16 protein-coding genes are annotated in these 24926 nt (G+C 45.3%); 10 read left to right on the top strand and 6 right to left on the bottom strand.

The genetic code is table 11. From position 1 onward, the window contains the following. Positions 1-92: 92 nt before the first annotated feature. The 6 genes from PHO71_RS12565 to PHO71_RS12540 form a co-directional block, all read right to left on the bottom strand. Positions 93-2336, bottom strand: a complete 2244-nt coding sequence (locus PHO71_RS12565) for a DNA topoisomerase 3 (protein WP_300203734.1) — start codon at positions 2334-2336, stop codon at positions 93-95. 99 nt (positions 2337-2435) lie between these two features. Further along, a complete protein-coding gene (locus PHO71_RS12560; RefSeq protein ID WP_300203732.1) occupies positions 2436-4187 on the bottom strand; it encodes an AraC family transcriptional regulator in 1752 nt (583 codons plus the stop codon). A gap of 330 nt (positions 4188-4517) precedes the next feature. After that, positions 4518-4754, bottom strand: coding sequence for a 4Fe-4S dicluster domain-containing protein (locus tag PHO71_RS12555; protein WP_300203730.1), 237 nt, complete (start codon positions 4752-4754; stop codon positions 4518-4520). A 34-nt stretch (positions 4755-4788) separates the two neighbouring features. Beyond that, entirely contained in the window at positions 4789-6357 is a 1569-nt protein-coding gene (locus PHO71_RS12550) for a DUF6850 family outer membrane beta-barrel protein (protein ID WP_300203728.1), read from the bottom strand. 16 nt (positions 6358-6373) lie between these two features. Beyond that, positions 6374-7558 (bottom strand): DUF4876 domain-containing protein, encoded by a 1185-nt coding sequence (locus tag PHO71_RS12545; RefSeq protein WP_300203726.1) that lies wholly within the window; start codon positions 7556-7558, stop codon positions 6374-6376. A 38-nt stretch (positions 7559-7596) separates the two neighbouring features. Then, positions 7597-10173, bottom strand: coding sequence for a TonB-dependent siderophore receptor (locus PHO71_RS12540; RefSeq protein WP_300203724.1), 2577 nt, complete (start codon positions 10171-10173; stop codon positions 7597-7599). Positions 10174-10410: 237 nt separating this feature from the next. Between PHO71_RS12540 and PHO71_RS12535 the strand changes: the two genes are divergently transcribed. From PHO71_RS12535 to PHO71_RS12490, 10 genes are all read left to right on the top strand, one after another. Beyond that, positions 10411-11586: a helix-turn-helix transcriptional regulator gene (locus PHO71_RS12535; RefSeq protein ID WP_300203722.1), complete on the top strand. Its 1176-nt coding sequence runs from the start codon at positions 10411-10413 to the stop codon at positions 11584-11586. 389 nt (positions 11587-11975) lie between these two features. Then, positions 11976-13196 carry a DUF3575 domain-containing protein gene (locus PHO71_RS12530; RefSeq protein ID WP_300203720.1) on the top strand — a complete coding sequence of 407 codons (1221 nt, stop codon included), beginning with the start codon at positions 11976-11978 and terminating at the stop codon, positions 13194-13196. A gap of 13 nt (positions 13197-13209) precedes the next feature. Then, positions 13210-14115 (top strand): DUF5119 domain-containing protein, encoded by a 906-nt coding sequence (locus PHO71_RS12525; protein WP_300203718.1) that lies wholly within the window; start codon positions 13210-13212, stop codon positions 14113-14115. A gap of 12 nt (positions 14116-14127) precedes the next feature. Continuing rightward, positions 14128-16341: a fimbrillin family protein gene (locus PHO71_RS12520; protein ID WP_300203716.1), complete on the top strand. Its 2214-nt coding sequence runs from the start codon at positions 14128-14130 to the stop codon at positions 16339-16341. 3 nt (positions 16342-16344) lie between these two features. Then, a complete protein-coding gene (locus PHO71_RS12515) occupies positions 16345-18318 on the top strand; it encodes a fimbrillin family protein (protein ID WP_300203714.1) in 1974 nt (657 codons plus the stop codon). Positions 18319-18321: 3 nt separating this feature from the next. Beyond that, positions 18322-19350 carry a fimbrillin family protein gene (locus PHO71_RS12510; protein WP_300203712.1) on the top strand — a complete coding sequence of 343 codons (1029 nt, stop codon included), beginning with the start codon at positions 18322-18324 and terminating at the stop codon, positions 19348-19350. A gap of 44 nt (positions 19351-19394) precedes the next feature. After that, positions 19395-21068 (top strand): fimbrillin family protein, encoded by a 1674-nt coding sequence (locus PHO71_RS12505; RefSeq protein WP_300203710.1) that lies wholly within the window; start codon positions 19395-19397, stop codon positions 21066-21068. Between the two features lie 11 nt (positions 21069-21079). After that, a complete protein-coding gene (locus PHO71_RS12500; protein ID WP_300203708.1) occupies positions 21080-22765 on the top strand; it encodes a fimbrillin family protein in 1686 nt (561 codons plus the stop codon). A 74-nt stretch (positions 22766-22839) separates the two neighbouring features. Further along, positions 22840-23838 (top strand): fimbrillin family protein, encoded by a 999-nt coding sequence (locus tag PHO71_RS12495; protein ID WP_300203706.1) that lies wholly within the window; start codon positions 22840-22842, stop codon positions 23836-23838. Positions 23839-23861: 23 nt separating this feature from the next. Beyond that, the gene (locus tag PHO71_RS12490; protein WP_300203704.1) at positions 23862-24758 is read left to right on the top strand and encodes a fimbrillin family protein; all 897 of its coding nucleotides are present in this window, start codon (positions 23862-23864) and stop codon (positions 24756-24758) included. Positions 24759-24926: the final 168 nt, after the last annotated feature.

The raw sequence follows: 24926 nt of genomic DNA, 5'->3' as shown, positions 1-24926 counted from the left end.
GTAGTTCTACTTCTACACATTAAGCAATCTAATTCCTCCATAATTTAGTATAGAAAAGAAGGCAATATCACTGTCACGACCCAATATTAAAATTACGATTCAAAAGCTTTCCGGTAAGTACATCCATTTCTCCATTCGGAACAACCATAGGCTGTTTTTCCTTTAATAATTGTGCCTCTATCACATAGCGGACAAGGCTGTCCCACCAGACCATCAGTCATAGTCGAAGCAGATACAGAGGTTGTTTCGATATTTGTTACAGCATTCGTTTCTTCTACTGCTTGCTTTTTAGGGTTAGTTTCTTTCGGAGTTCTTGGCTTCCGTTCCCGCTTCTTTGGCTCCTTCTTTTCTTTCTCTCCGACTTTTTCCAAAGCAGCTTCCTGAATTGTAATCCGTCGGTTCGAATTATCCGAAAGTACACTCATGACAACTTCTGATACCATCTGTTTCAGTTCTTCCAGAAACTGACGGGCATCATAGGTTCTTTTCTCAATCTCACGAAGTTTCTTCTCCCAAATACCGGTCAGTTCTGCCGATTTCAACAATTCCTCATGTATCATCTGGATTAGTTCAATGCCTGTCGGGGTGGCGATCAGGTTCTTCTTCTCTTTGCGAATATAGTTTCGTTTGAAAAGAGTTTCGATGATAGCAGCACGGGTAGAAGGTCGTCCGATACCATTTTCTTTCAACGCATCGCGGAGTTCGTCATTATCTACCAACTTACCGGCCGTTTCCATGGCGCGAAGCAAAGTTGCTTCAGTGAATGGACGAGGCGGCTGTGTCCACTTCTCATACAGAGAAGGGATGTGAGGACCACTTTCCCCTTTGATGAAGGTGGGAAGAACGTTTTCGTCTTCACCTTCTTTTTCGTCTTTATCTTCCTGAGTTTGTGCACCGGGAACACCAAATACTACCCGCCAGCCCGGTTCGAGAATTTGTTTGCCGGTTACTTTGAATTCAATACTTTCGACTCTGCTCAGAACAGTGTCTTTCTCCGCTTCACTTGGGACAGTAGTACTTTTTACTTCTCCCAGAACAGTAGTAGTAGATACTTTACAGTCGGGATAGAACACAGCTATGAAACGGCGAGCAATCAGATCAAAAACGCGACGTTCTAAATCCGTCAGATTCTGGGGATGTTGCCCGGTAGGGATGATAGCGTGGTGGTCTGTTACTTTCGAATTATCAAATACTTTTTTCGATTTCGTTAAGGTAACATTAGCCAACGGGGCAGTCAGAACTTCGTAGTCTTTCAGTCCTTTCAGTATATTGGGACATTTGGGATAAATATCATCGCTCAGGAAAGTAGTATCTACACGAGGATAGGTAGCAACTTTCTTCTCGTACAAGGATTGGATGATCTTCAGTGTTTCATCAGCAGAATAAGCAAATTTTTTGTTGCATTCCACTTGTAGGGAGGTTAAGTCAAACAGACGAGGAGGATATTCTTTTCCTTCTTTCTTTGCAACGCTAGTGATGGTAAAAGGGGAATCTTTGATTTGGTCTACGAGAGCCTGTCCTTTTTCAGCATTCTCTATGGGATCTATTCCTCGGTTCTCTTCTTCTCTAACTAACTTTTTTGCTGTTGCTTTATCGTCTTTCTTCTTTTCTTCTTCCAAAATTAACTCTTCTTCACTTTTTCTGATGATCGCTGAAAAGGTGGTATCCCGATAAATGGTTTTCAGTTCCCAGTATTGTTTGGGATTGAAGTTTTGTATTTCAAGTTGGCGGTTCACAATAAGTGCCAAAGTAGGTGTTTGCACCCGTCCGATGGAAAGTACTTGCTTATTCTGACCATATTTAATAGTATAAAGGCGGGTGGCGTTCATGCCTAGTGTCCAGTCTCCGATGGCACGGGAAAGTCCTGCTTCGTACAAAGGTTGGAACTCAGACTGATCTTTCAATTTGGAAAATCCTTCTCGAATAGCTTCTTCTGTCAATGAAGAAATCCAAAGCCGTTTCACCGGACAACGTGCACCGGCTTTCTGCATCACCCATCTCTGGATGAGTTCTCCTTCTTGCCCGGCATCACCACAGTTGATGATTTGATCAGCCTGCTGCATCAGCCCTTCAATGATATGAAACTGTTTTTCGTAAGTAGGATTTTCAATGAGTTTAATACCAAAACGCTGTGGAATCATCGGCAGGCTACCCAAACTCCACGACTTCCAGGCGGAAGTATATTCATGCGGTTCTTTCAGGGTACAAAGATGTCCGAATGTCCAAGTCACCTGGTATCCGTTTCCTTCTATATATCCTTCTTTTCGATTGTGGGCACCAAGTACCTCGGCTATATCTCGTGCTACTGATGGCTTTTCGGCTATGCAAACTATCATTCTTTATCTTCTTCTTTTTACTAATAGTCTACAAAGTTACACGATTATTTCGCTCCGACCTTAACAAAGAGAAGAAAAATCGGAATATCTTATCGCTTATCAAGCAGTGATTGCCTGTTTCAGATATTCATTAGGTGTCATTCCCGTACATCTCTTAAAGTTGCGATAAAACGAATTGAGTGAAGCAAAGCCTGCTTCGTCCGCCAAGTGAATAAGATCGTTGGTGGTATGGATACGTGCCAGAATGTATTGGATGCGGTAGTCGTTGAGCCATTGATTGAAGTTACTACCCGAATGGCTATTGACGGCAGATGACAGATAGGAACGATTGGTATCGAGGATACGCGCCAGAAGTTCAAGCGAAAGTTCTTTATTGAGGAAAAGCCTCTCGGTGGCGATTTTCCGTTCAGCAGTGCGAAACAGTTCTTCCTGCGGACTAAATACGGGGACAGATGAGTTTCCCCCGGACGATAACACTTCGGTTCGTAGCCGTTCAATCTCGAACTCCTTATCCTGAATAAGCAATAGTTGGCGGCGGCGCTGACGGTAGAAGACGACCAGTGCCACAATGCTGCAACCTAGTACCAACGTAGCAACACCCACGATGATAAGTATCCGATTGGAGTAAGCAAGCTGAGTTTGTTGCTTTTCGATAGTATACATCAGTTCACTGGTTTTAAAACGGTCGATCACCCGTTTCTTATCCCATTTGTCGATGATGCGGATATAGATGTCTCGCAGCGAGTCACGGCGAGTGAGTAGGTCGGACACTTTTTCGTACTGCCGAAGGGAACGACATAAATTACTATAACGAGTGAGAGCATCAATCTGGTCCGCCAATATGGAAGATGTTTCGGTGAATTCCTCCATCAGGGGGACGATAAGGCGGAAGGTTTCAGAAGCTTCACGGTCTTTGCCATTGTGGTGGAGCAATGTGGCATAACTAGAGCAAACAGGCAGAAAACTGAATGGAAAAGGAGAGTCAGCCTCTGATAACCCTTCGGTAGATTTCGCTTCTTTGCGGAGACAATCTATCAACTTCGTCATAGTAGCAGTAGCGGAATCTTCCCGGTTTTCAGAGAGGTAGGTTTCCGCCAGACGGCTATAAAACGTAGCATCGGAGGCAGTCGCCGATCCTTGCACCATCTTCTCCAAATAGAAGCGGGCACTGTCGGGGCGGGCGAGCTGTAGATGACAGGATGCCAGCATGGAGTAAGCATTATATTCGGAGCGAGCAAAGAAATCGAGATTTGTTTTCCAGTACAATTCGATGATTTCAGCATATTTTCCAAGCCGATACAAGCCAACAACAAGGCTTCTGGAACATTTTTTTTGATACTCCGGTAATTGATGTTCTACCGCAAGTTGATAAGCCTCTTTTTGAAGAGATATCGCTTTTTCATGGTCACCTAAGCTGCTAAAGATTGTGGCAATGCTACCAAGGTCTTCAATAATTAGTTCCGGTTTGTCAGCAGCACGGTGTTCAGCAAGGAGCTCGAAGTAGACGGACAACGCACGTTCTGTTTCAGAAAGATTTTGCAGTATCAAGGCCTTTACTTTTTTAACTGCCCAGCTTTCTTCCTGCGAGAGTGAATAGTGTTCTTCCAACTCTGCCACCCGCAGAAAACATTTCTTGCGCACATTGCTCATCGGAGAAAAGCTACCGTATCTGGCGTAATAATCGACCAGATGCAACAACAACTTCTTCTTCTCTTTTTTCGAAGCAAGTGGCAGGGCCTCCAGTATGCAGTCTTCCTGCTTTATCACCGCCTTTCTTCCTTCATCCCGTGAGGCTACCTCCAACAGGATGGCAACCCGATAGGTTGGGGGCAACTGACGTACCTGCTGCATCAGCGAGTCGAACTGCGAGGAAAGCAGGGGCATCTGCGCTAGCTCGGTGCTCAGTTTGTCAGCTTTCTTGCGCTCCGTCTCCGAACCGGTGCAGCCGATAAATGTAAAGTAACACAAGAGGACAAGAAGTAACAGAACTTTAGCTGTGACTTGTTTGGTGTTATTCCGATGTATTTTCATGTCATTTACTACTTTCTGATAATTAATTTATTTCTGCGCTTTATAAAGCAGATGTAACTGTCATTCAGAACGAAGCGAAAAATCTCTTCAATCGTCTGAATGATAAGTTACTTCTGCCCGTCATAATCTAAGTCCAAAGGCTTACATCACCTAGTCATTTATCGAAATAGCCCTTTTGAGACAACGCTTCAAACAATCAGCACACTTATTACATAGCTCAACATCAGTTACCTCTAACTGATTATTCACCATCACGAGTACCCCCGGCACGCAAACCTCCGTACATCTCCCACAGTTATTACATTTGTTATAATCAATCATTAGGCTGACAAAAAAGTCCGATTCCATTTCCGGATCTTCTGCCGGATTCTTTTCATTGTTTTCCATGTTCATTTCATTTTTTTAAATTAATACTATTTATTTAAAACAAGATTCCTACCTGAGTGGAGATCTCGCTCCCCTCGGTCTGAATCAAACTCTTTACTCCCTGCTCGTACTGCCCCGACAGGCGGACGAACCACCGCACCAACGATCGTTTAGGTTCACGGGTATACGTCAGCGAAGCGTCGATCTTCCAACGTGACGCCACCTCATAGCGGTAGACGCGCTGTCGGAGTTCTTCGTCCATCCACAGACGGATATCCGGCTGTTCCTGCCCGTCCTGCCGCTTCTCGTTCAGAATAGAACCGCCTCCGGTACCATAGCACGCACCCACTGAGACGTCGAGATGCGCACAGGGCAACAGGACATTACGCTTCAATCTCACGTCTGCCGTCAGTCGATGGAGGGGCTGGATGTACTCCACCGGATAGAAAAGCAGTGCACTTTCCGTCTGCCGGAAGGTGACGCCGCAGAGAACGGAGAAACGCGGATGCCACGCATCACGCAGGCGATGGTAACTGTAAGCGAGCTTGTAAATTCCCTCGTGCCAAGTGGAACGAAGCACTCGTCCATAGGTTTGCCACGGTGAACCTGCCTGCTGACGTTGCAAAGGATCGTAATTATTCGCCTGCTTATAGTCTGCTCCCACCGCCCACTCATGCCGGGCATGGGGGGCAAGACGCTGAAGCCGTGCAGTGTACATCAGTCGCCACGCTTCCGTTTCGCTTTCGCAACGGTTCTCCACCCGGTTTCGCTCTACATCCTCACGGATGATGCCGCCACCCAACTGATGAAAAAACTGCACATCGCGACGGACGATGCCCATCTGCAACGCTCCGCCTACCTCGCTACGGGTGTATCGCCACTCGATGGGCTCACCACCGGGAAGTGTGGCGAAGAAACCCGCCGGATAAGAGATGAAAACGGGATAAGTGACATGGCTACCCACGTTCCGATAGTCCACCCCCTCCGCGGAGCGCACATAGAGCAACGAAGCACCCAGACGCATCGCACCCCGTTCATATGCTATGCCGGGGGTCAGTATCCACTCCATCCAGTCATTGCGGTTGCGAGGATCAGTATCCTTAGCAGTCTGCTGCACATCGTAATCGAACTGTGCGCCCACTACCCACTGCCGCCCCAAGGGGAGAGAGAAGGCACCGGTGAGTTCATACTGCTCCGCACGGCGATTACCGCTGACAGAATCACAAAGATTGGCCGCCGACCATTCCGAAGAAGGGGTCATCCCGTTCCAATTCACATCCCGTTCCCGTGTCATCGCATAGCCCAGCCGGCCGTAGAGCGAAACGCTGCCCAACGTCTGATATGATTCGCAACGGACACCGTATCGGTCAGCCGAAGCCGGAAGCATCGGATCACCAAATGCCCCCGATAAATGCCCGTAACCTACTTCTGCAACAGAAAAAGAATGGAAACTGTTCATCGACAGTGCTACCGGATTGGTTCCCGCTAGCCAGACGTTTTGTTGGCGCACCGCTTCCATCGAAGGGATGCGCAGCGTATCCGGTTGCGCAAAAGCGGTAACCATCGAAGGTTGCGCAAATGCTGCAAACGCCACGCAGGCGAAAAGTACTGTCCACTCTTTCATCGGTCGGGTTTATTATTTATTGTTTCAGCAAAGGAACGGATATTTCCATATCCTCCGCAGAGTTATTCGTATCCTGATAGACTGACCGTCCATTCGTAGCAACACTCTTCTTACGAACGAACGACTTGCCCGAATAATTTCCTGAGGAAAAGATAAACGGCTCATTATCCAATACGGCAGGCACGCGCTTCACTCCCGCATCGGCATCGGCCGACACACACTCCACGCAGTCTATTATCCATTCGCGGGGTACCATGAGAAACATCTCGTTCGGGTCGCCCCAGAAATCAGGTTCCATTTCACGGTTAGCAGGATCGGCCACGTAAGCCGGAACGTCGCTCACTGGTAGGGCAAAGACCATCACGGTCGGTCCCCACATAGAAAATCCGGAATTATTTGATGTACCCACCTTCAGCAGCATTGTCATTGGTTTCACATCCGGTGCAATCACATTCTTCAATGTCGGATGATAGAATCCCCAATCCACCGCACTAAGGTTTACTGAGTTTTGGTGCCCGTACTCACCGGCAGTGTGGTTCACGGCATTGGTGGCAATGGTCGTTTCGGCTCCGGATGGCAAGGGATAATCTTGCCCGTTACCGGGAAATTGCCAAGTGAAATACCCGGCAGGAATGCGTTCCATGTCCGGGTCGAGTTCCATCCAAGGTGACCCTATACCATGACTGAAGTCTACTTCTGCCACACACAATCCGTCGAGATAGATCGTTTCGTCAGAGTTGTTGTAGAGGGTAATGTATTGATCGAAGTCATAATCTTCACCCGCCTTTCCTTTACAACCGTCGTAATAAACTTCTTTAATCACTAGGGCATTCGTTTTGGCTTGTGTCAGTGCCAACTTCACTGTGCGGACTGCCTCGTCGGTGTTGGGCAGCAAAGACAGGGATTCGATACGTCCATTGAACACAACACCCGTAGTCGTCTGGTAATGCACCGAAGCCGCATAATCGCCCGGTTCCACGACAAACGCTGCTACTCCGGCAGAGGAGCAGGCAGAGGTATAGACAGTTCCTCCGGTCTTATTAGTTAGCACTACTTTTATGCCATCAAACGATTCGGTGGCAGCTCCTTCGGAGAACACAACCTGCACATTGACCCCACACGAAGTGGTTTCTTCGTCCGAGCAAGCGCCCAGCAGAAGGGTTATAAGAAGAAAAACAGGGAAAATAAGATTCTGTTTCATTGTTTGTTATCAGTTTTGTTGATTATTATTCATTATTGCTAAAATCGGAACATCACCTCCGCTCCGTAATACAAATCGGGATTGAGGATGGCATACTGTTGTGTGCTATTCGTATATCGTTTCGGTTTCGATTGCGTCAGATTATTGGCACAGAACGCTACGGACACGTGCCGTCCTATCTCCTTTGTCACCCGCAGGTTGAGCAAGAAATACGGTCCCCACGAGTCAGTCTGAAAAGAAGTCGTCGTGCCGGCATCCCTCACAAGGTCTGCAAAGCGGGGGTCGGCAGCCATATCGGAAGTAAAGACGTGTCGGTTGCCTTGAGCGTCGAGGTAGAACACCGGATTGAGTTTCTTGCGATGCGCCATGTCTGTTACAATGTCACCCTCTATTCGGTTTCCGGCATCATCCGTCAGATACACCGGATTGTTGTAGTTGCTCTCCATTCCCCTCCGCACGCGGTCTGTCCACACAGCTTGTAACGTCAGCGAAGCTATTAGTCCGATACGGGGCAATTGCGTAATTGCCTGAAAGCGGGTATTGAACTGTTCCCATACACGGAAGTTCGCTACTCCGGTGGCGGCTTCGTACAGCCCCACATAAGGATAAGGCTGACCACCAACCTCCACAGCGGGGTGATAGGCAGAGAGGGCGGCATTTGTTTCTTCCACCTTCAGCCACCCGCCACTGATAAGCATTGACGTGCGTAATGGTTGCCAGCGACCCAAATCGAGTGTATATTCAACTCCTTGCTTACGCTGCGTGACTCCATTTTCGGGACGCTGATAAGCAGCAAAGGTGGATAGCATATGGTATGAAAGGAGTTGCCCGTTGTTCATCACTCCATCCGGAGTGAGCACGGGAATTGCCCCTTTATCTTGCAGATAGTCGTAACGGCGGTAAGTAAACGGTTCCGCTTGCAAGGCTGTGCAAAATCCATCGCGCAGGTGCTCGCTGAACCAAACCACGTCGGCAGTCACACTTGCCAACCGTATATGCACCCCCAGTTCCAATTTCCGGTTCACGGGCAGACGCAGATCAGTATTCGAAGTGCCCTCCGTCGCAAAAGTATGCTTCACCGCCAGGCGGTTTCCATTTTCCGTATCATTATAAGTAAAGCTGTTCTTGTCTATATAAGCCTTGTCGGGGTAAAGATAGGCAAGCAGCGGCATCTTGTGCATCCGTCCCCAGCCCACACGGACACTGAGGTGGCGCAACAAAGAAGCATCATCCCCCTCATTTTCGACCAACACCTGCCGTACATTGATGCGGGGATCTACAGCTGTCCGACGGATGGCATCGGTCTGCAAACGGTCTACCCGGACTCCCGCCTGAATTTCGGTACGCATCTGTCCGCCTGTGCGCAGAATGATTTTATCCTCCGCAAAAGCGGTATAACGATTCATAAACGGCAAGTCATTGTATGAACGGGTGCGCACTTCGAGCATTTCCAACGGCGGACATATAGGATCGAGCTCAATTCCCGCCCCCCGGTTTCCTTCCGTTCCCGCTTCCATACCCAGCATAAAATGATTGTTCACCTTATTATTATATAAGGTATGCTGCCAGTTTGCCGTAAGCGATGCGTTGGCACTTATCGGTTTGCCCTCCACCGAAATCCGGCTGAAGTAATTAGGCGCGATAAAGATACCTTGGTGCTCACCCTCTTCGCGTGTATAAGTCGTTGTCTGTTGCGTGCCCGAATAATAGGTACTCCCTTCGTTCCGTTGAAATCCGTAAGTCATCCCCGTCTGAACTTCCAGACTCGTGAGCCACGGTTTCCCCACCTCCCATCGTCCGCCTGCGGAAAGCGACATACCCCGGTCGATATTTTTCTGGTATTCACCATCCATCATATTCTCCCCCTTCTCCTTATTGTCCTGCCCCCAATATCCACGGGCATTGATCCGTAGCGAAGCCGTACCCAAATCCTGTGCATAAGCCGCCTGTATCCCTACCCGCTGAAAATCCTGTTCGGGGATACGAAGGTCTTGTGCCGAAAGAGCGTAGTCCGCTCCCCAATACAACGTGCCACCCCGCTCGCCAAGAGTTACCCCTTTACCGATAGAGGCCAGTTTTTCAGTGGTTGTAAACCGCAATCCTACGGTATAAGGCTGTACACCAGCTTTCGACTTGACCAGCACCATGCCGCTCGTCACGTCGCCATAGCGGACGGAAGGCACACCGCGTATCACCTCCACCGACTCGACAGATGCCGGCGAAAGTTGGCGCACATCAAATCCGGAAAGTGCCGAACTATTGAAAGGTGCGCCTGAGCCACTAAAACTGTACCGTTGAAGATTGGCATTATTCGTCATCCGTAACCCATCCACAACTATAGCAGTTCCCAGCGCATTAGTCGTATTAGAAGAGGTGGCACTCCGAATGGTAAATGCAGAAGGAGTATTAAGATTAGGGTTGCGTGTAAGCACACCGGGAAGTAATTGCATAAGGTCGGACAGATCGGCAGCCTGGATATGACGAATAGCATCGGAACCAATTATCGAACTGGTACCGGGACTATTCGGTTGGGTAGCAACGACTACCACTTCTTCCAACCGGACAGTATGCAAAGTATCCGCTGAATTTTCTTTCTTATTTTGTCCGAATCCCATAAGTGGAAATAAGAATAAAAGTAGCAGAACAAAGTTATAACATAATATACTGTTTATTTGCATACAGACACATCAACTATAAAGCAATTATAAAATAAGGTAGCTATTTTAACGGCAAAGGTAGAAAATCTATTTTATTTAAGAGATTACCCGCTAAAGAAATAAAAAAAAGATGCAAAGTTCCCTTTCTGTAGCCTTTTAAGTATATATTTGCATACGAATTATTTGAAACATTTCATGTTACTATTAGTATTACATATATTCGTCATTTGCACTTCTTTGCTTGCATGGACTATGCTTACCATCAGCGGGTACTGCCTCCTCCGACATCATAAAGATGCAAAGACGCTTCTTTTTACCTTTATTGTTCTGGCATTATGGATAATCACTTCATTTAATGCGTGGTATGAAGGCGTATTCCTACTTGAGCGAATTGCTCTGGTATCCACCATTAATAGTTGGGGTTTCACGTTCATCACACCATTATTCTATCTATACTACCGCTTTTGTATCACCGATATACCTCCTACCCGCAGAAAATGGATACAGCACTTACTTCTTCCGGGTATACTGGCGATGATCTACATCGGATTCGCTCCTTCCACCTCTACGACTGATAAACTCATCTACACCTGGCAAGAACTTCTCAATCATGATTATACATGGTGGACATTTTTCCGATTCAGTTGCTACCTCTCTCTTGTCGCTCAACTAATCGTCTACCTGCCTCGCCTGTTCGGTCGGAACGGAGTAGGCGGCAAACATACACAAGCAGCTTTACGCATTCGGCAGAGTATGAAATATATCATTTGTTTCTGTCTGATTTCAGTTGCAGCCATGCTTACTCCTTTCCTATTCTCCAAACTGATCTACAATTTGGCAGTCACTGCTCTTGCCGGATATATTTTCATGCAATTGCCTTCGTACCGTTTGCTGAAACGAAAGTTAAATTTCTACTTGGCTCCTCCTATCAAAATTCACGAGCTTACTGAAGTCCAACAAGCTCCGGTTATGAATTCATCGGCAACAACATCTTCTGTAGAAGAAACAATACCGCCTACTCAGGAAGACTCCTTCATCCTCTTTCCACCCGAAGAAGAGAAGAGAGTGATTGAGCGTCTCACCTCTCCGGAGCTTCTACACAATCCCAATTTATCCATCAGCATGCTTGCCCGTGAACTTTCTACCAACGAGACCTACCTTAGCCGCTTTTTCAACCGACAGCTAGGCGTCAGCTTTCCCGAATACGTCAGCACTAGCCGCCTCAATATAGCCGAAAAATTACTCAAAGAAACAGACGCCACCGTGATTGAAATCTCCGAACAGGTCGGTTTCCAATCTGTTTCTACTTTCTATCAAGCTTTCAATGCCAGACATGAAATGCCACCTTCGCAATGGCGAAAGTTGTGCTAAACGTACTCAACAAGTTACACTCGGAAATGCTCCCGTAGTTTCTTTTAGACCAACCCAAGCCTCATTTTATCCGTCATCTTTATCTTTGGTTGCGATGCATAGGCGATATCCATTATCGCTATCATTTTAGTGATTACGGCGTTTACTCCTGCCCCAAATAGTCTCATTTGCCATATCAAGACATTAAGAATCTCCCTTTCAAAAGCCTAATCTCTAAAAATAAAATTCCAAATCGTAAAAAGCCCATTATCAAATCATAAAAAAGCCAATTTTAGCACAAGAAAAATCATTCATAATCAATCAGTTATTTTTTTTATTCTAAATATTTTTTTCAAGAAGCGGTTAGTTTTATCTGAAGCTATATTTGCATCAGAAAATAAACAAATGAAATGAAACGAATCGCTTTTTTATGCACTTGCTATCTCTTGCTTGCTTTACCTATTCACGGTGAAGTGAAAGACAGCGTATCTGTCAGCGATGAAATAATCCTCTCGTTCCGAATAAACAGTTCAAAGATAGACAGTACTTACCTTGATAATAAAGAGAAACTGGAAGCTATTCGAACCCGTCTGCATCAGTTGATCAATGACTCCTGCATTTGGATTGACAGCATAAAAATTGAGACTACAGCTTCACCTGATGGCCCTTACGGTACAAACTTTAATCTGAGTAAAAACCGTAGTGAAACGATAAAAAAGTATTTGTTGGCCCAATTCCCCGCTGTGAACCGCTGCCCAATTCACTTTTGTCAAAAAGTAGAAAACTGGGAAGGACTCATGGAAGCTGTCATTGCTGATACTGCCGTACCCGCACGCGCACAGGTATTGGCATTACTAAATAACACATCTTTGTCTCTCAACAGTAAGAAAGAGGAACTGAAACGAATTGGTGAAGAAAAAGCTTATAGCTATCTCGTAAATCATATCCTACCTTACTTACGAAACGCAACCGTATATATAAAATGGTATATCAAAGAGGCTCCCGCAGAAACATTACCTCAGCCACAGGCGACTCCTGTTTCTACTGATACCTGTACACTTCCTGTAACCACTACAGACGTTATCACACCCATCTCTCAGGAGCTTATGCCGACTGTTGTAAAAAGCCGTCCGTTCCCTTTCAACCTCCGTGCAAACCTGCTTAGTTGGGCTACGCTTTCAGTCAATGGAGGAATCGAAATTCCCTTTGCAAAACGATGGTCTGCTCTTTTTGAAGCCGGATGGACGCACTGGAACTGGAAAGACGGGCAACGACGTTACCGCTACCGCAGTCTCTGGCCTGAAGTGCGCTATCACTTTGCCGCCAACAATACGGGAACCCGTTTCTGGTACATGGGACTATACCTTGCAGAAGGTCAATACAACCGTCATCTAACCGGTAGTGACGGTCGTCAGGGACATTTCTTTGGTGCCGGTCTTTCCGGAGGGTATCTCCTGCCTTTGAATCATCGCCTTAGCCTCGACTTAGGCATCTGTGCAGGCTATACCGGCGATCATTATCACATCTATCGCTACCAGACAGACAGGGATATCCGAATCCGTACCGACAACGGCAACCATTTCGGGCTCACCAAAGTACGTGTTTCACTCGTTTGGAAATTCAATCAATAACTCAAACATTCGTATGAAAACGATTTTCTATTATATAGTCTGCCTATTCGCAATGCTCATCCTGCATGGATGTGTACCCAGTCCGATGTACGAACCAATAAGGATGGCATCAGAAGGTACAGTAGGAATCACTTTCGACTGGCAACACACCACTCCGGGGGCAGTTCTCCCCAAAGAATTGGAACTGCATTTCTATCCCGAAGATGGAGGCGCCGACTTCACCCGTGCTGCGTCTGCTGCCGGATTCGAGGGCGAATTACCTGCTGGAAATTACCGGGTGCTGGCCATTCAAAGCACAGAGCCGGGGATGTTTATAGCCGAAAGTAATTCATATACGTCGGCTTGCGTTAATCTGCAACCCCTGAATGCCACTAATTCCACTACCGAAAACGAACTGCCTTCAGCCTCTTGGTATTTTGGGGCAAGCGCGGAGCAACTGGTGGTGAAGCCCGGCGAAACTACCGTTCGCACGTTACCCGTCATACAACACGTAATACCGATCAGTATACGTATCAAAGGCACAGGTTTGGAATACATCCATAGCCTTAGCGGAGAGATAGCCGGAGTAGCCTCTTGCGTAGACCTTGCTTCTGGAATGAATCATTCATCGCTACCCGGAGATTGCTGCTACAATTGTTTCTCTTTTACTACCGGACATGAAGTCTCTTTCCTGTTATTGGGCACCGTGCCCGAAGTCGGGCAATCACTCTCACTTTCCATCGTTTACACCGACGGAAGCAGCCAGAAACTGACCTATAATATGTCCGATGCTTTAAAGGATGCCAACAGTCAAAAATCCCAACCGATCACTCTGGAATGTACCCTATCTATCCACCAACAAGCGGGAGGATTCGATGCCGGTATTGTGAAATGGGAAATCATAGATATGGGCGAAATAGAACCTACCAGAAACCATTAATGAATGAAAGAAATGATACATAGACTACGTAACCTCTACTTATCGCTCCTGATATTATTGCTAGCCTGCCTAGCAGCTTGTCAGGACGACCGCTTAGGTATCGGTTTTCTGGACGACATCGCCTCTACCGATACTCCCCTGGCTCCCCGTACCATCGGTGATTATACCTTTGCCGACAACGAAATGCGATTTGGCATAACCGTCGATAATCTGAATCCTACACAGACACGGGCAATAATAGGAGGCAATGAAGATTTAGATGCCGTAAGCGGAGCAACGGTAGGAATCCCAGGTAATGGAGAGGTAGAAAATATTAGCGGATATACTGCCTTCGAAGAGGGCGATGAAATAGGTATCTTCGTTGTCGAACGTACCGATCCCAACACACAGGCCTATCCTAGCGATCGCGAGAATTATGCGCACAACGTGAAGTGGAAGTATCATGCCGATTCGGATCCATCGAAAGCGGGATTTATTCCTGCCGGAACCACTGTCGATGAGCAACAACAGAACCGTATTTTATATCCCGGAGACGGAGTAAAAGTAGACATTTATGCCTATTATCCTTACACAAAAACAGAAGATCTAGAGATTGACGCCAACCACCGTTTTGTGTTCACAGTGCAGAGTAATCAACGATGGAATGCTATACCTTCGGATGACCGGGGAGACCTCAAAAAAAGTACCTTTATGAAAAGTGACTTACTTTGTGCGGATTCCGGTAAAGAAGGAAAAGAAGAAGGCCCGGTGATACTCAACTTCAACCATGCTATGGCATTGGTAGAACTAACTATTACAGCAGACAATCCGTATCTGACCGATATAGATAAAATAATGGAAGTGCAACTACTTGACGCGAAGACTGAATTGCATTATGGCGGTAATGCCGATCCAAGTACCGAAGGTAAACCCCAAAATATAAAAATGAGATTGGTACAGCAAGAGGAAAGTGTACCGTATGAGTCAATAGGTGGCACGGATAAATACATTACCCGCGTGTATCGAGCATTGATTCCGGCACAAACATTCATTATGGATGAAGAGCTTTTTTATGTATCCATGGGAAGTAACGCTTATACCTACCGAGCAAAAAGCAATAGTAATTTTACAGCAGGGACAAAGAATACGTATTCGCTAATATTGAATGATAGAGATCAGAATGAATTGTTTTATACACGGGATAAGAATGCAGATGGTTATAATGTGAAACTTAATAAAAATATAAGTGGTCTAAGTACCGATTTATTTATTGCAGCACCATGGGTTAATAATGGTAAAGGAGTTTGTTATACTTATTCATATGCAGGAATAAATTGGATTAAAACTGGAGATTTAAGGGAATTAATTAGTTCTAATGACTGTTTAAGTTTCGGTTCATCCATAAGTGTGGGAAAAGAATCAGTATTAGTAGGTGCTCCACTTGATAAGAATAAGACCGGAACTGTATTTCTATTTCAGCATAAAAACGACAAATGGACACCCACTGTCGAAAAAACAGACAACAGTGAGAACAACGAATTTGGCACTTCAGTTGCTCTTGCAGAAGTAGGAAATACAACCAAGTTCTTTGCTTCTGCTCCCGGAGTTTGGGATCAACAAGGGTGGTTAAAGACAACATCTTTGCTTAATATAGATTCCTGGGGTACGCCTTTAGAGGCAGCTACGACGGTACAATCTACTAAGAATATTTTAGCATTCGATACAAAACTAGTCACTCAACACTTAGGTAAAACCACGATTTATGATATAGGATACGATATCTATCGCCCTCTTAATCCTACAGATGATATAACAGATCCTATTATTGCGCTAAGTAAAGAATATCTATTTTGCCAGTCCGAAAATACGGTTAAGGTCATAGATTTGGAAGATTTCACAATTCAGAAGCTAGAAAAACCTGTAGATGTAGATAATACAAGCGATCAATTTGGCTTCGCTGCGCACATGACAGGAACTGGCAAATCAGGGTCTGCTATTATAGGAGCACCTGGAGCGAACAACAGTAAAGGAGCTATATACATCTGGGTATGTAATAAATACACATGGACATATTTAGGTAAAATCCAGCCGGAGAGCCTTAAAGAAGGTACCAGATTCGGAACATCCGTCTCGATTATTGAAACAACAGATATTTACGGGAATACAGAACTCACCGTTGCAGTCTCTGGCAAAAACAATGTCTATGTTTTCAACAATATAGAAAGTGGAAAATTCTTTAAAAAATAACAAATGAGCTATACGAATAAATACCTAATCCTCTTTGCTCTCTTGTTCCTCGCTGCCTGTTCAGCAGAAGAAACGGAAGAACGTCGTTCGCTTTCGGACAACGACCTCATCCGTATATCCGCCTCCATAGCCGGCACACCGGTTGCTACCGAAACAAGAGGAACTACCGGAAATGCTGCTGCCGATGGTGAAAAAACTACCTTTGCTACGAACGATGAAATAGGAATCTATATTGTAGACTACGTAGGAGATACCCCCGAAGAGTTACTCCCTCGTGAAAATCATGCCAATAATATACGCCACTACTTCGATGGCTCGGTATGGAAGATGAAAGATCCAACACCCGAAGATACGGAGCAAATGTACTGGCCTTCATCCACAAAAACAGCCATTGGTGTATGCGGCTATTTCCCATACAATCATCTAACTGTTACTCCCGATACAGATATGAAGCAGATTCCTTTCAATATAAAGGAAGATCAGCAAGAGAAAGAGAACTATAGTTACAATGATTTGCTATGCTCGGTAAACCGGATGAAGAAAACCGAACGTAATTCTACTGATCCGGCTTTAGCAATGGAGTTTGTACATGCCCTAAGCAAAATACAAATCAACCTCCGATTTAATAATGAGTTCAAAGACTTGGCTGGCAACTCCATCGTTGCCTCTCACAAATTGAAACTAAACAACCTTTATGGAACAGCCGCCATCAATCTCTCTACTACAGATACAGAGACATCTCCTGTAGCACTGCCTCTAACTAGCGGAGCACAAATTGGAGTGATACCCTACAAATTCACCCCCATCGACGACGCACAGGGAAAGGCATACGACGCCTCCTACAAAGCCATCCTTGTGCCGCAAACCATTACAAAAGAAATGATTTCAGTCGCTGTAACAACTACTACGAACGAAACATTTCATTTAGTCTACCAACCGACTCAGGACAATGGCACTCCGTTTATCCTCAAAAGTGGTACAAACTACCGTTTCGACATCACAGTAGGCAAGAACGAATTAAACGTAACCACAACTAACTCTATCTCTTGGGCAGATGGCGAAAGTGGTCAGCAGGAAGAAATCATCATGAGCAACGTGGTATTCAACGAACTGGAATGGAACCGATACAATCTGGGAGCAACTTCGGTAAACTATGAGTACAACTGGGATCCGAGCTTAGGCAAATTCTATCAATGGGGGCACGATATCGGATTCCCCAAAAGTATAACTGCCTCTGAAGTATATACAGGTCCTATCGTAACAAGCGACATCGAAACATACAAAAATTACTTTATCACCAACGCCAGTGGAAATGATTGGCTGACCTCTCCATCCGATAACACCTTTTGGGTGGGAGAAAACGTACAAGGTCCTTGTCCTAAAGGATACCGGCTGCCCACCGCATACGAATTACGGGGAATTACAGGAAATATAAATAATGATAATAATAAGACGGAGGTGCAGATACAGACGGATGAAATACTTACGTCAGACCCGACTGCTAAGTCAATAGCACATTATATATTCGACCCGACACCTGGCACAACCGGCTCATCTGTCATACTATATGGGCTTAAGAAACAAGGCACACCCGATGCGTACCTGATAAGTTGGCAAAGGAAAAATATCACGGCAAACTATATCTCCTATCTCCATCTGGAATATAGAAAAGCAAACATGGATGCCTCTTTTGAAGGTAAAGACTTGCAAAAAATAAAAGAGAAGTATTTCATTGGGAAAGCAGAAGCTATTCTGGAATTTCCTTGTGCCGGAGGGATAGATAAATCGACCGGTGCATATCAGCACAAGAAAGTAGATGACCTAAATACATACGGTCACTACTGGTCGTCTACGCCGGGAACTACAGAAGGAACTGCTTGGGGGCTCTCTTTTGAAGCGAAAGGTCCGCAAGTAACCGAATATCCTCGCGCCCACGGATGTTCCGTGCGATGTGTAAGTACAAGAAAAATGAAATAAGATATGAAACAAACAATAGGGAGAACTTTACTAATGACCGGCGTCTACGGCTGTTTGTTGCTTGCCACTGCTTGCAGCAGCCGGTCGGAACTGCCGGAATTGCCGGAGAATTCTCCACTCCCGGTACGATTTGTTGCGGGTATCCCGGCCGAAACCCGTACTACAGACAACAGGCTGCAAACATCTTTCACTCAAGGAGACAAGGTACATCTCACTGTAGAGTACTCACCTACAGAAGATACAGATGATGACGGACATCAGGTACGGAAACTAATCGCACAGGCCTCGGGTTACGAAAATATCGCCTTCACTGTCTGTCATCCCGATAACGACACCGAACTGCCGCTTTACCTCACCGAAGAGCAGCAACACAACGCCCGCTTCTACGCCCTTTACCCCGACAAACAAGAGGAGGGAACAGCAGGTAAATTCAACATTCGCCTCTCCGCCAATCAACAGAACGACGGATATACCGAAAGTGATTATCTGGGAACCTGTCAGCAGGGGACGATTACAAGGGACGGAGTGCAACCGGAACACGTTTCCGTTGCTTTGGCCTTCAGGCATCTGCTATCGAAGGTAATTTTCCGCCTTAAGACAGAATCGTATGCTGAAAACCCCAGTCTGTTACAAGCTACCATAAAACTGTACGGGCAAAAGCTCAAAGGAACCTATGACTTCAACGCTACGCCTGCCTTTGAACCGACTGGCGAAGCGACCGAAGAGATACTAACTCCTGCAGGTGAATTTCAACAAATAACCTCGGACAAAGGTGAAATTTACTATGAAGGCGTAAAAGCGATTGTGATACCTCAGGAAGTGAAAAACGGGACGCATCTCTTCTCGGTATTCATTGACGGCATAGAATATCCATACCACGCCCGTGATAACATTTATCTGCAAAGCGGTATGCAGCAACGTTTCGTTATCACAGTTAAGAAAGAAATTGGAGTAAGTAACATCGAGGTATCTACCTCTATCAATGCTTGGGACAACGGAGGATTCACCAACGGAGATGCCGAAGGAGAATAAAGATAAATCTTTAAACAAATATATAATGAATTAAAAATAAAGAAATGATGAAATCAAACAATGAATGTAACAAGACCATTGACCTTTGGAAGCACAGCTTATATGGTTGCATGGCACTTCTGTTTTTAGCAGGATGTGAAAAGAATGAAAGTTCCGAAACTTATGTAGACGACAACCAAATCAGAGTGTCGGCACTTATCAATGGAGCGAAAGATACACAGCCGCGCATAGCAGCTGTTGATGGTAAAGCATTTGAGAAAGACGATGAGATAGGTATCTTTGTGGTAGATAACGACGTATCCGGCTCAGTGGTGGCGGACGGCACACTGCTCCCGTTGGGAAATCACGCCGATAATATAAAACATACGCTGAATGACAAGAATATATGGGAAAGTAGTCAAGGCTCGATGTTATGGAACAACAATCAGAACAGTGTTTACCTTACTGCCTATTATCCTTATCTATCTGACATTACCACAAGCGTGACAGACATGACCAAGGTGCCTTTCGCAGTAAAAACAAATCAGTCGAAAACGGAAACAAATGCCAAACGAAGCAATTATCAATTAAGTGATTTGCTTTGGGCACATTCGGCGAATGCAACAAAAAATACAGAGACAGGTCAAGCGGGTGCTCCGGTTAAACTGATATTCAACCATGTGTTGAGTAAGGCAACCATCCACGTAACGTTCAATGATGAGTTTAAAGACGCAAGTGGTAATATTGTAGTACCTACCCATAGCATCTCCATCACCGGGACGAATGTAAATTCATTAATCGACTTTACCAAAAAGACAGCAGGCAATGATGGCAAGCCGGAGACGACAGGTACAGACATAGCTATAGTGAATGAAACGACTACGGATATACAACCTATCACTCCCGCAAGTTTAGCATCAACGGGTGACACCCGTGATTATCAGGCTATCGTAGTGCCACAGACTATTACAAACAATACATTGATTAGCCTCAATGTAAATGGAAAGGTATATAACTATGCCCCATCGTCATTTACGTTCAAGTCGGGTTTCCATCATATATTCAACATCACAGTAGGAAGTTATAATATCACTGTTTCTACTGAAACAGCCATTAATGACTGGACTCCCGATAATAACGAAGACACAGGAGACGCTGACAAAACATCTGATTTCAACAAGCTATTCTGGTCTACATCCAATTTCGGGACAAATGCCACCTATCCGTTAGGAGAAACTTATGAATGGAAAACATCATTGGCTCCTGCCGGATACCGATTGCCTACACCAGAAGAGTTTGCAGCTATACTTCCTGCTAATAGTGTCAAATTCAACACTTCTGGATATATATTAGATGAAGATAATGAATATTATTCAGATGGGGTAAATACTATTTATGGTATCAAGAAAGTCGGAACAGACAAATATTTCTTTAGCTGGCAATATCTGACTACGACTACTCCGACTATTACCAAATATCTTAGAATAAGTACTTGGACAGACGCAGTGACCGCTGGTACTACATTAGATAACAAAACAACCAATGAAGTAAAAGCCCTTTTCCCAAAAAGCCAAGCGCAAGTACTGATTCTACCTGCTTCAGACGGAAATGGTAGCGGAAGCTATTGGACAGCAACAGACAAAAAGTATATGAATTTCGATGCTACCCAAATTAGCATGAAAACCGATGCTGTTTCCGGAAAGAAATGCAGTGTACGTTGTATTCAGAAGTTTAATTGAATTGATTAAATATGAAACCACATACCAAAATATTCTCTCCCGCAATAGGGTTCGTGCTGCTACTTTTATATAGCTGCACGGACAACATTACGGATTCAAATCTCTCATCCACCGATACGGCGATCCGGTTTACTGCGTCGGTGGATGGAGGGCAGGAAGCGAAGACGCGCGTGGCGGACAACACGTCACTAGCCTCAACATTCGAAACCGGGGATGAAATCGGAATTTATGTGGTGAACTATGACCGCTTATCCGAAAACCTATTCACCCCTGGAACGCTGAAACTGTATGGCAACCACTCGGACAATATGAAGCATACCTTCTCTGTAAATGGAGGCACCTCCTTGTGGACACCAGAAAAGCCCGAAGTGATGCAGTGGGCAGACACGAAAACCCCCATCGATGTATTCGCCTACTCGCCCTACTCGGCTGTAATCAACGACAATGCCGAAGTGATGACCGCCGTACCTTTTGAAGTGCTCACCGACCAATCGGGCAACAATAGCAAGACCGGTAGTGCCAAACGTAGTAACTACCAGTTGAGCGACCTGATGTACGCAAAATGTCAAAACCAAAAGAAAACCAACAGTGTAGGAAAGAGTAGTGACCCGATTGATCTAAAGTTCTCACACCTGCTCAGTAAAATGACCATCGAAGTGACTCTGAACGAGGAATTCCTGCCCAAACCTGCCGACAAACCTTACAAAGTGGAAATCATCGGTACGGTTGCCAGTTCAAACATCGATTTCACCAAAGGGGAAGCGACAGTAGTGCCCAACGCAACGGATTTCGATCCCATCACCCCAACCAATGAGCAGATAAATGTCGGCGTAACATACCACTATCTGCACAAAGCGATCTTCATTCCACAAACGGTCAAAGGAGGAACAAACCTGCTCCTCTTCACCTGCGGGACGGGAAAGGAGACGAAGTATTTCCGTTATCCGGTGGAAACGGACACCAAGTTCGAGCCCAATACGCACTACCTCTACCGGATTGTACTAGGTCGCTACGGTATCACCGTAAAAACTGATATCATTGGCTGGAACGATGGAGGAACCACAACGGGCACACCGGAAAAACTGACCTCTTTCTGTAACATCATCTTACAGAAAGAAAACCTGACGGAGAGCACAAAAAGCGTTTGGAACTGGAAGGAAGCCTCAGTGGATAAACTCACCATGGGCTATCACTTACCTACATCCGCTGAAATCGCAGAGATATGGCCGACATCCACTGAAATTGGATTCGATAAAGAGGCTGTATCTTCTGACGGAATGTATTTTTGTGACGCTGCCCACAAGGTGATTTATGGTATCAAAACAGACGCGGGAGGAAAAACCTATTGGATGCGATGGGAATACCAAGGCACAGGAACCGATGCCAAACTAAAGTTGAGTTACTGGAAAAGCGGCGGACCGGAAAATTTCAATATAGTTATAAACAATGCCGGAGGAAGCGGGATTACTCAAGCGGAAAAGTACGAAGCAATACGAAATAGTTACCCCGTTACCCGACCGGAAATAATCTATCTTCCTTCGACCGAAAAGGATACAAAGGCAGGTCAAGGTATCTACTGGATGAAAGATGGAGATGAAGCAAAAACTTTCTCTTTCGATGCAAAAGGTGTTACACAGCCTGTAGCAATCACTCCTATGGACGAGACTTACGCAGTACGTTACATCCAAAATCGATAAGTGGGATTAGTCGGACAACTCGTAATTCTGAGTTGTCCGACATATAAAATAACTTAATTAAAGACAGAACAGTCATGAAACAAATCTCTCTCATTCTTATATTCGCTATCGCCACCACAACTACCTCCTCCTGCACGCAGGACGAAGAAAATGAAGCGAGTAGCAGAGAAATTCGTCTTTCCACCTCCATTGTCACTCCCGTACTCAACCGGACCGCTGATTCCGGACTAAGTTCGTGGTTTGCTAAGGATGACAAAATAGGATTCAGCCTATGGACAGCAGAAAATGAGACCCTCACAGCCTTCCATGAGAATGTTCCATTCGTATGCACCACGGCAGGATCTGAAACAACGAATGCTGCCTTCGCCACGCAAGAGACACCTATCTTATGGCCCGAAGGTAATGAACCATGCACCTTATTTGCCTACTATCCTTATCAGGAGACATCTCCCGTAGTGAATGATAAAGCCACCGTTGAGGTATCTACCCAACAGCAAACCGGTAATAACTACAGTCAGAGCGATTTCCTGACAGCACAGATCGACGGACAATTGCCACAAGCCGGTACTGTCTACCTTAACTTCCTCCACCGCCTGTCGAAAGTAAACTTCATTCTGAAAAATGGAAAAGACATCAACAAGCCCGAGGACTTACTTCCTGCCACAGTCATCGTGACCGGAATGAATACTCACGGAATCATTAACCTGAGCACCCCCATAACAGTATCAGGACAGAGTACTGTAGCAGAAATCACTCCTGCTGGATCATTTACAAAGACCACCTACAAGACAGTACCCTGCCTATCGGGAGTAAAAGCGCTGGTGATCCCCCAAACGGTAGCTGAAGGAACTGTGCTTTTCAAACTCACCATCAACGGAAAAGAATATACCTATCAGGCAAACGCAGGTAATGCTCCTACCCCGACGAATGTCTTCGAAAGCGGAACTTCCTACAACTTTATATTCACCCTGAAAAAAGGAGCAGCAGGAGCCGACGAACTTGACGTGAGCTGCGGCATCGGTAAATGGAATGAAGCGGAAGACATCGAAGTCGATCTGGAAGAAAAAGTATAAAACTCACTAAGACAGGAAATTAAATGAAACAAATAAATTTATACTTCCTGCTCCTACTCTTCGAAGGAGTTTTAGCAGGATGTAGTGATAATAGAGAAGAACAAGCATTTGAATCAACGCCTGTTCGTATAGGAGCCAATATCGGTAATCTAAATGCCACTACGCCTCTGGAACCCTTTGAAGAAAACGCCACCATCGGTATATTTATGGAACCGGAAACAGCAGTGATGACTTTCCATGCAGAAAATAGGAAGTATTACAAATCGGAAGGAGAACAAAACTCCGGATTTGTACCGGTCACACCTGACCAAACTTTATATTATCCAATGGACGGAAGTACTGTGTCTTTTAGCGCATACGCCCCACATAAGGATGAAGTCACAGAAGGTATAGTCCCAATAGACTTATCCGTTCAAACTTCCCTTGCACCCCTTGATCTGTTGTATGCCGACCGTGTCAGTGGTATGAGCGCGAGCCAACCCAATGTTTCGTTTGTATTCAAGCATATGCTGACTAAACTCCATTTCGAATTAAAACAAGGTGAAAATGTTACAGAAGATGAGTTACTACACACTCTTGTCGAAGTTCGAAACATCAGTACCCGTGCTTCTTTCCAACTGGCAACGGGGAGCCTGATAAATCGTTCGACGACCGAAAGTTCCATCACTGCCCGAAAGGAATCCGGCAAACCAATAGCCGTAGCCATCCTGCTACCGATAGAGGATGCTAATGGCATCGAGTTTACATTTACCTTGGGAGACGAGACATTGCGGTATGTCGTTCCTGCCGGACAGTCATTCATGGCAGGCGCACAATATAATTATACCGTGAAGATCAACGGATCGCAAGCCCTTTTGCCACTGGAAATAGAGTGTGGTATTTCCGACTGGATAAACAAAGATTATGAAATTGAAATCTAAAAGACGTTTACGCAAAAGGAGTCATTTTTACCTCATTTTTTTCTTTGAGTTGATGACACCTCCGATAATTTATAAAAACAGCAACTTGCAAAACAACCACCAAATCACAGATTCTTGAAAATCGTCATAGAGACTTTTAAATGTATTTGTATGACAATAATTTTATTA

Source organism: Bacteroides sp. (assembly GCF_028690125.1).
Lineage (GTDB): Bacteria > Bacteroidota > Bacteroidia > Bacteroidales > Bacteroidaceae > Bacteroides.
This window is presented reverse-complemented; position numbering and strand designations above follow the sequence as displayed.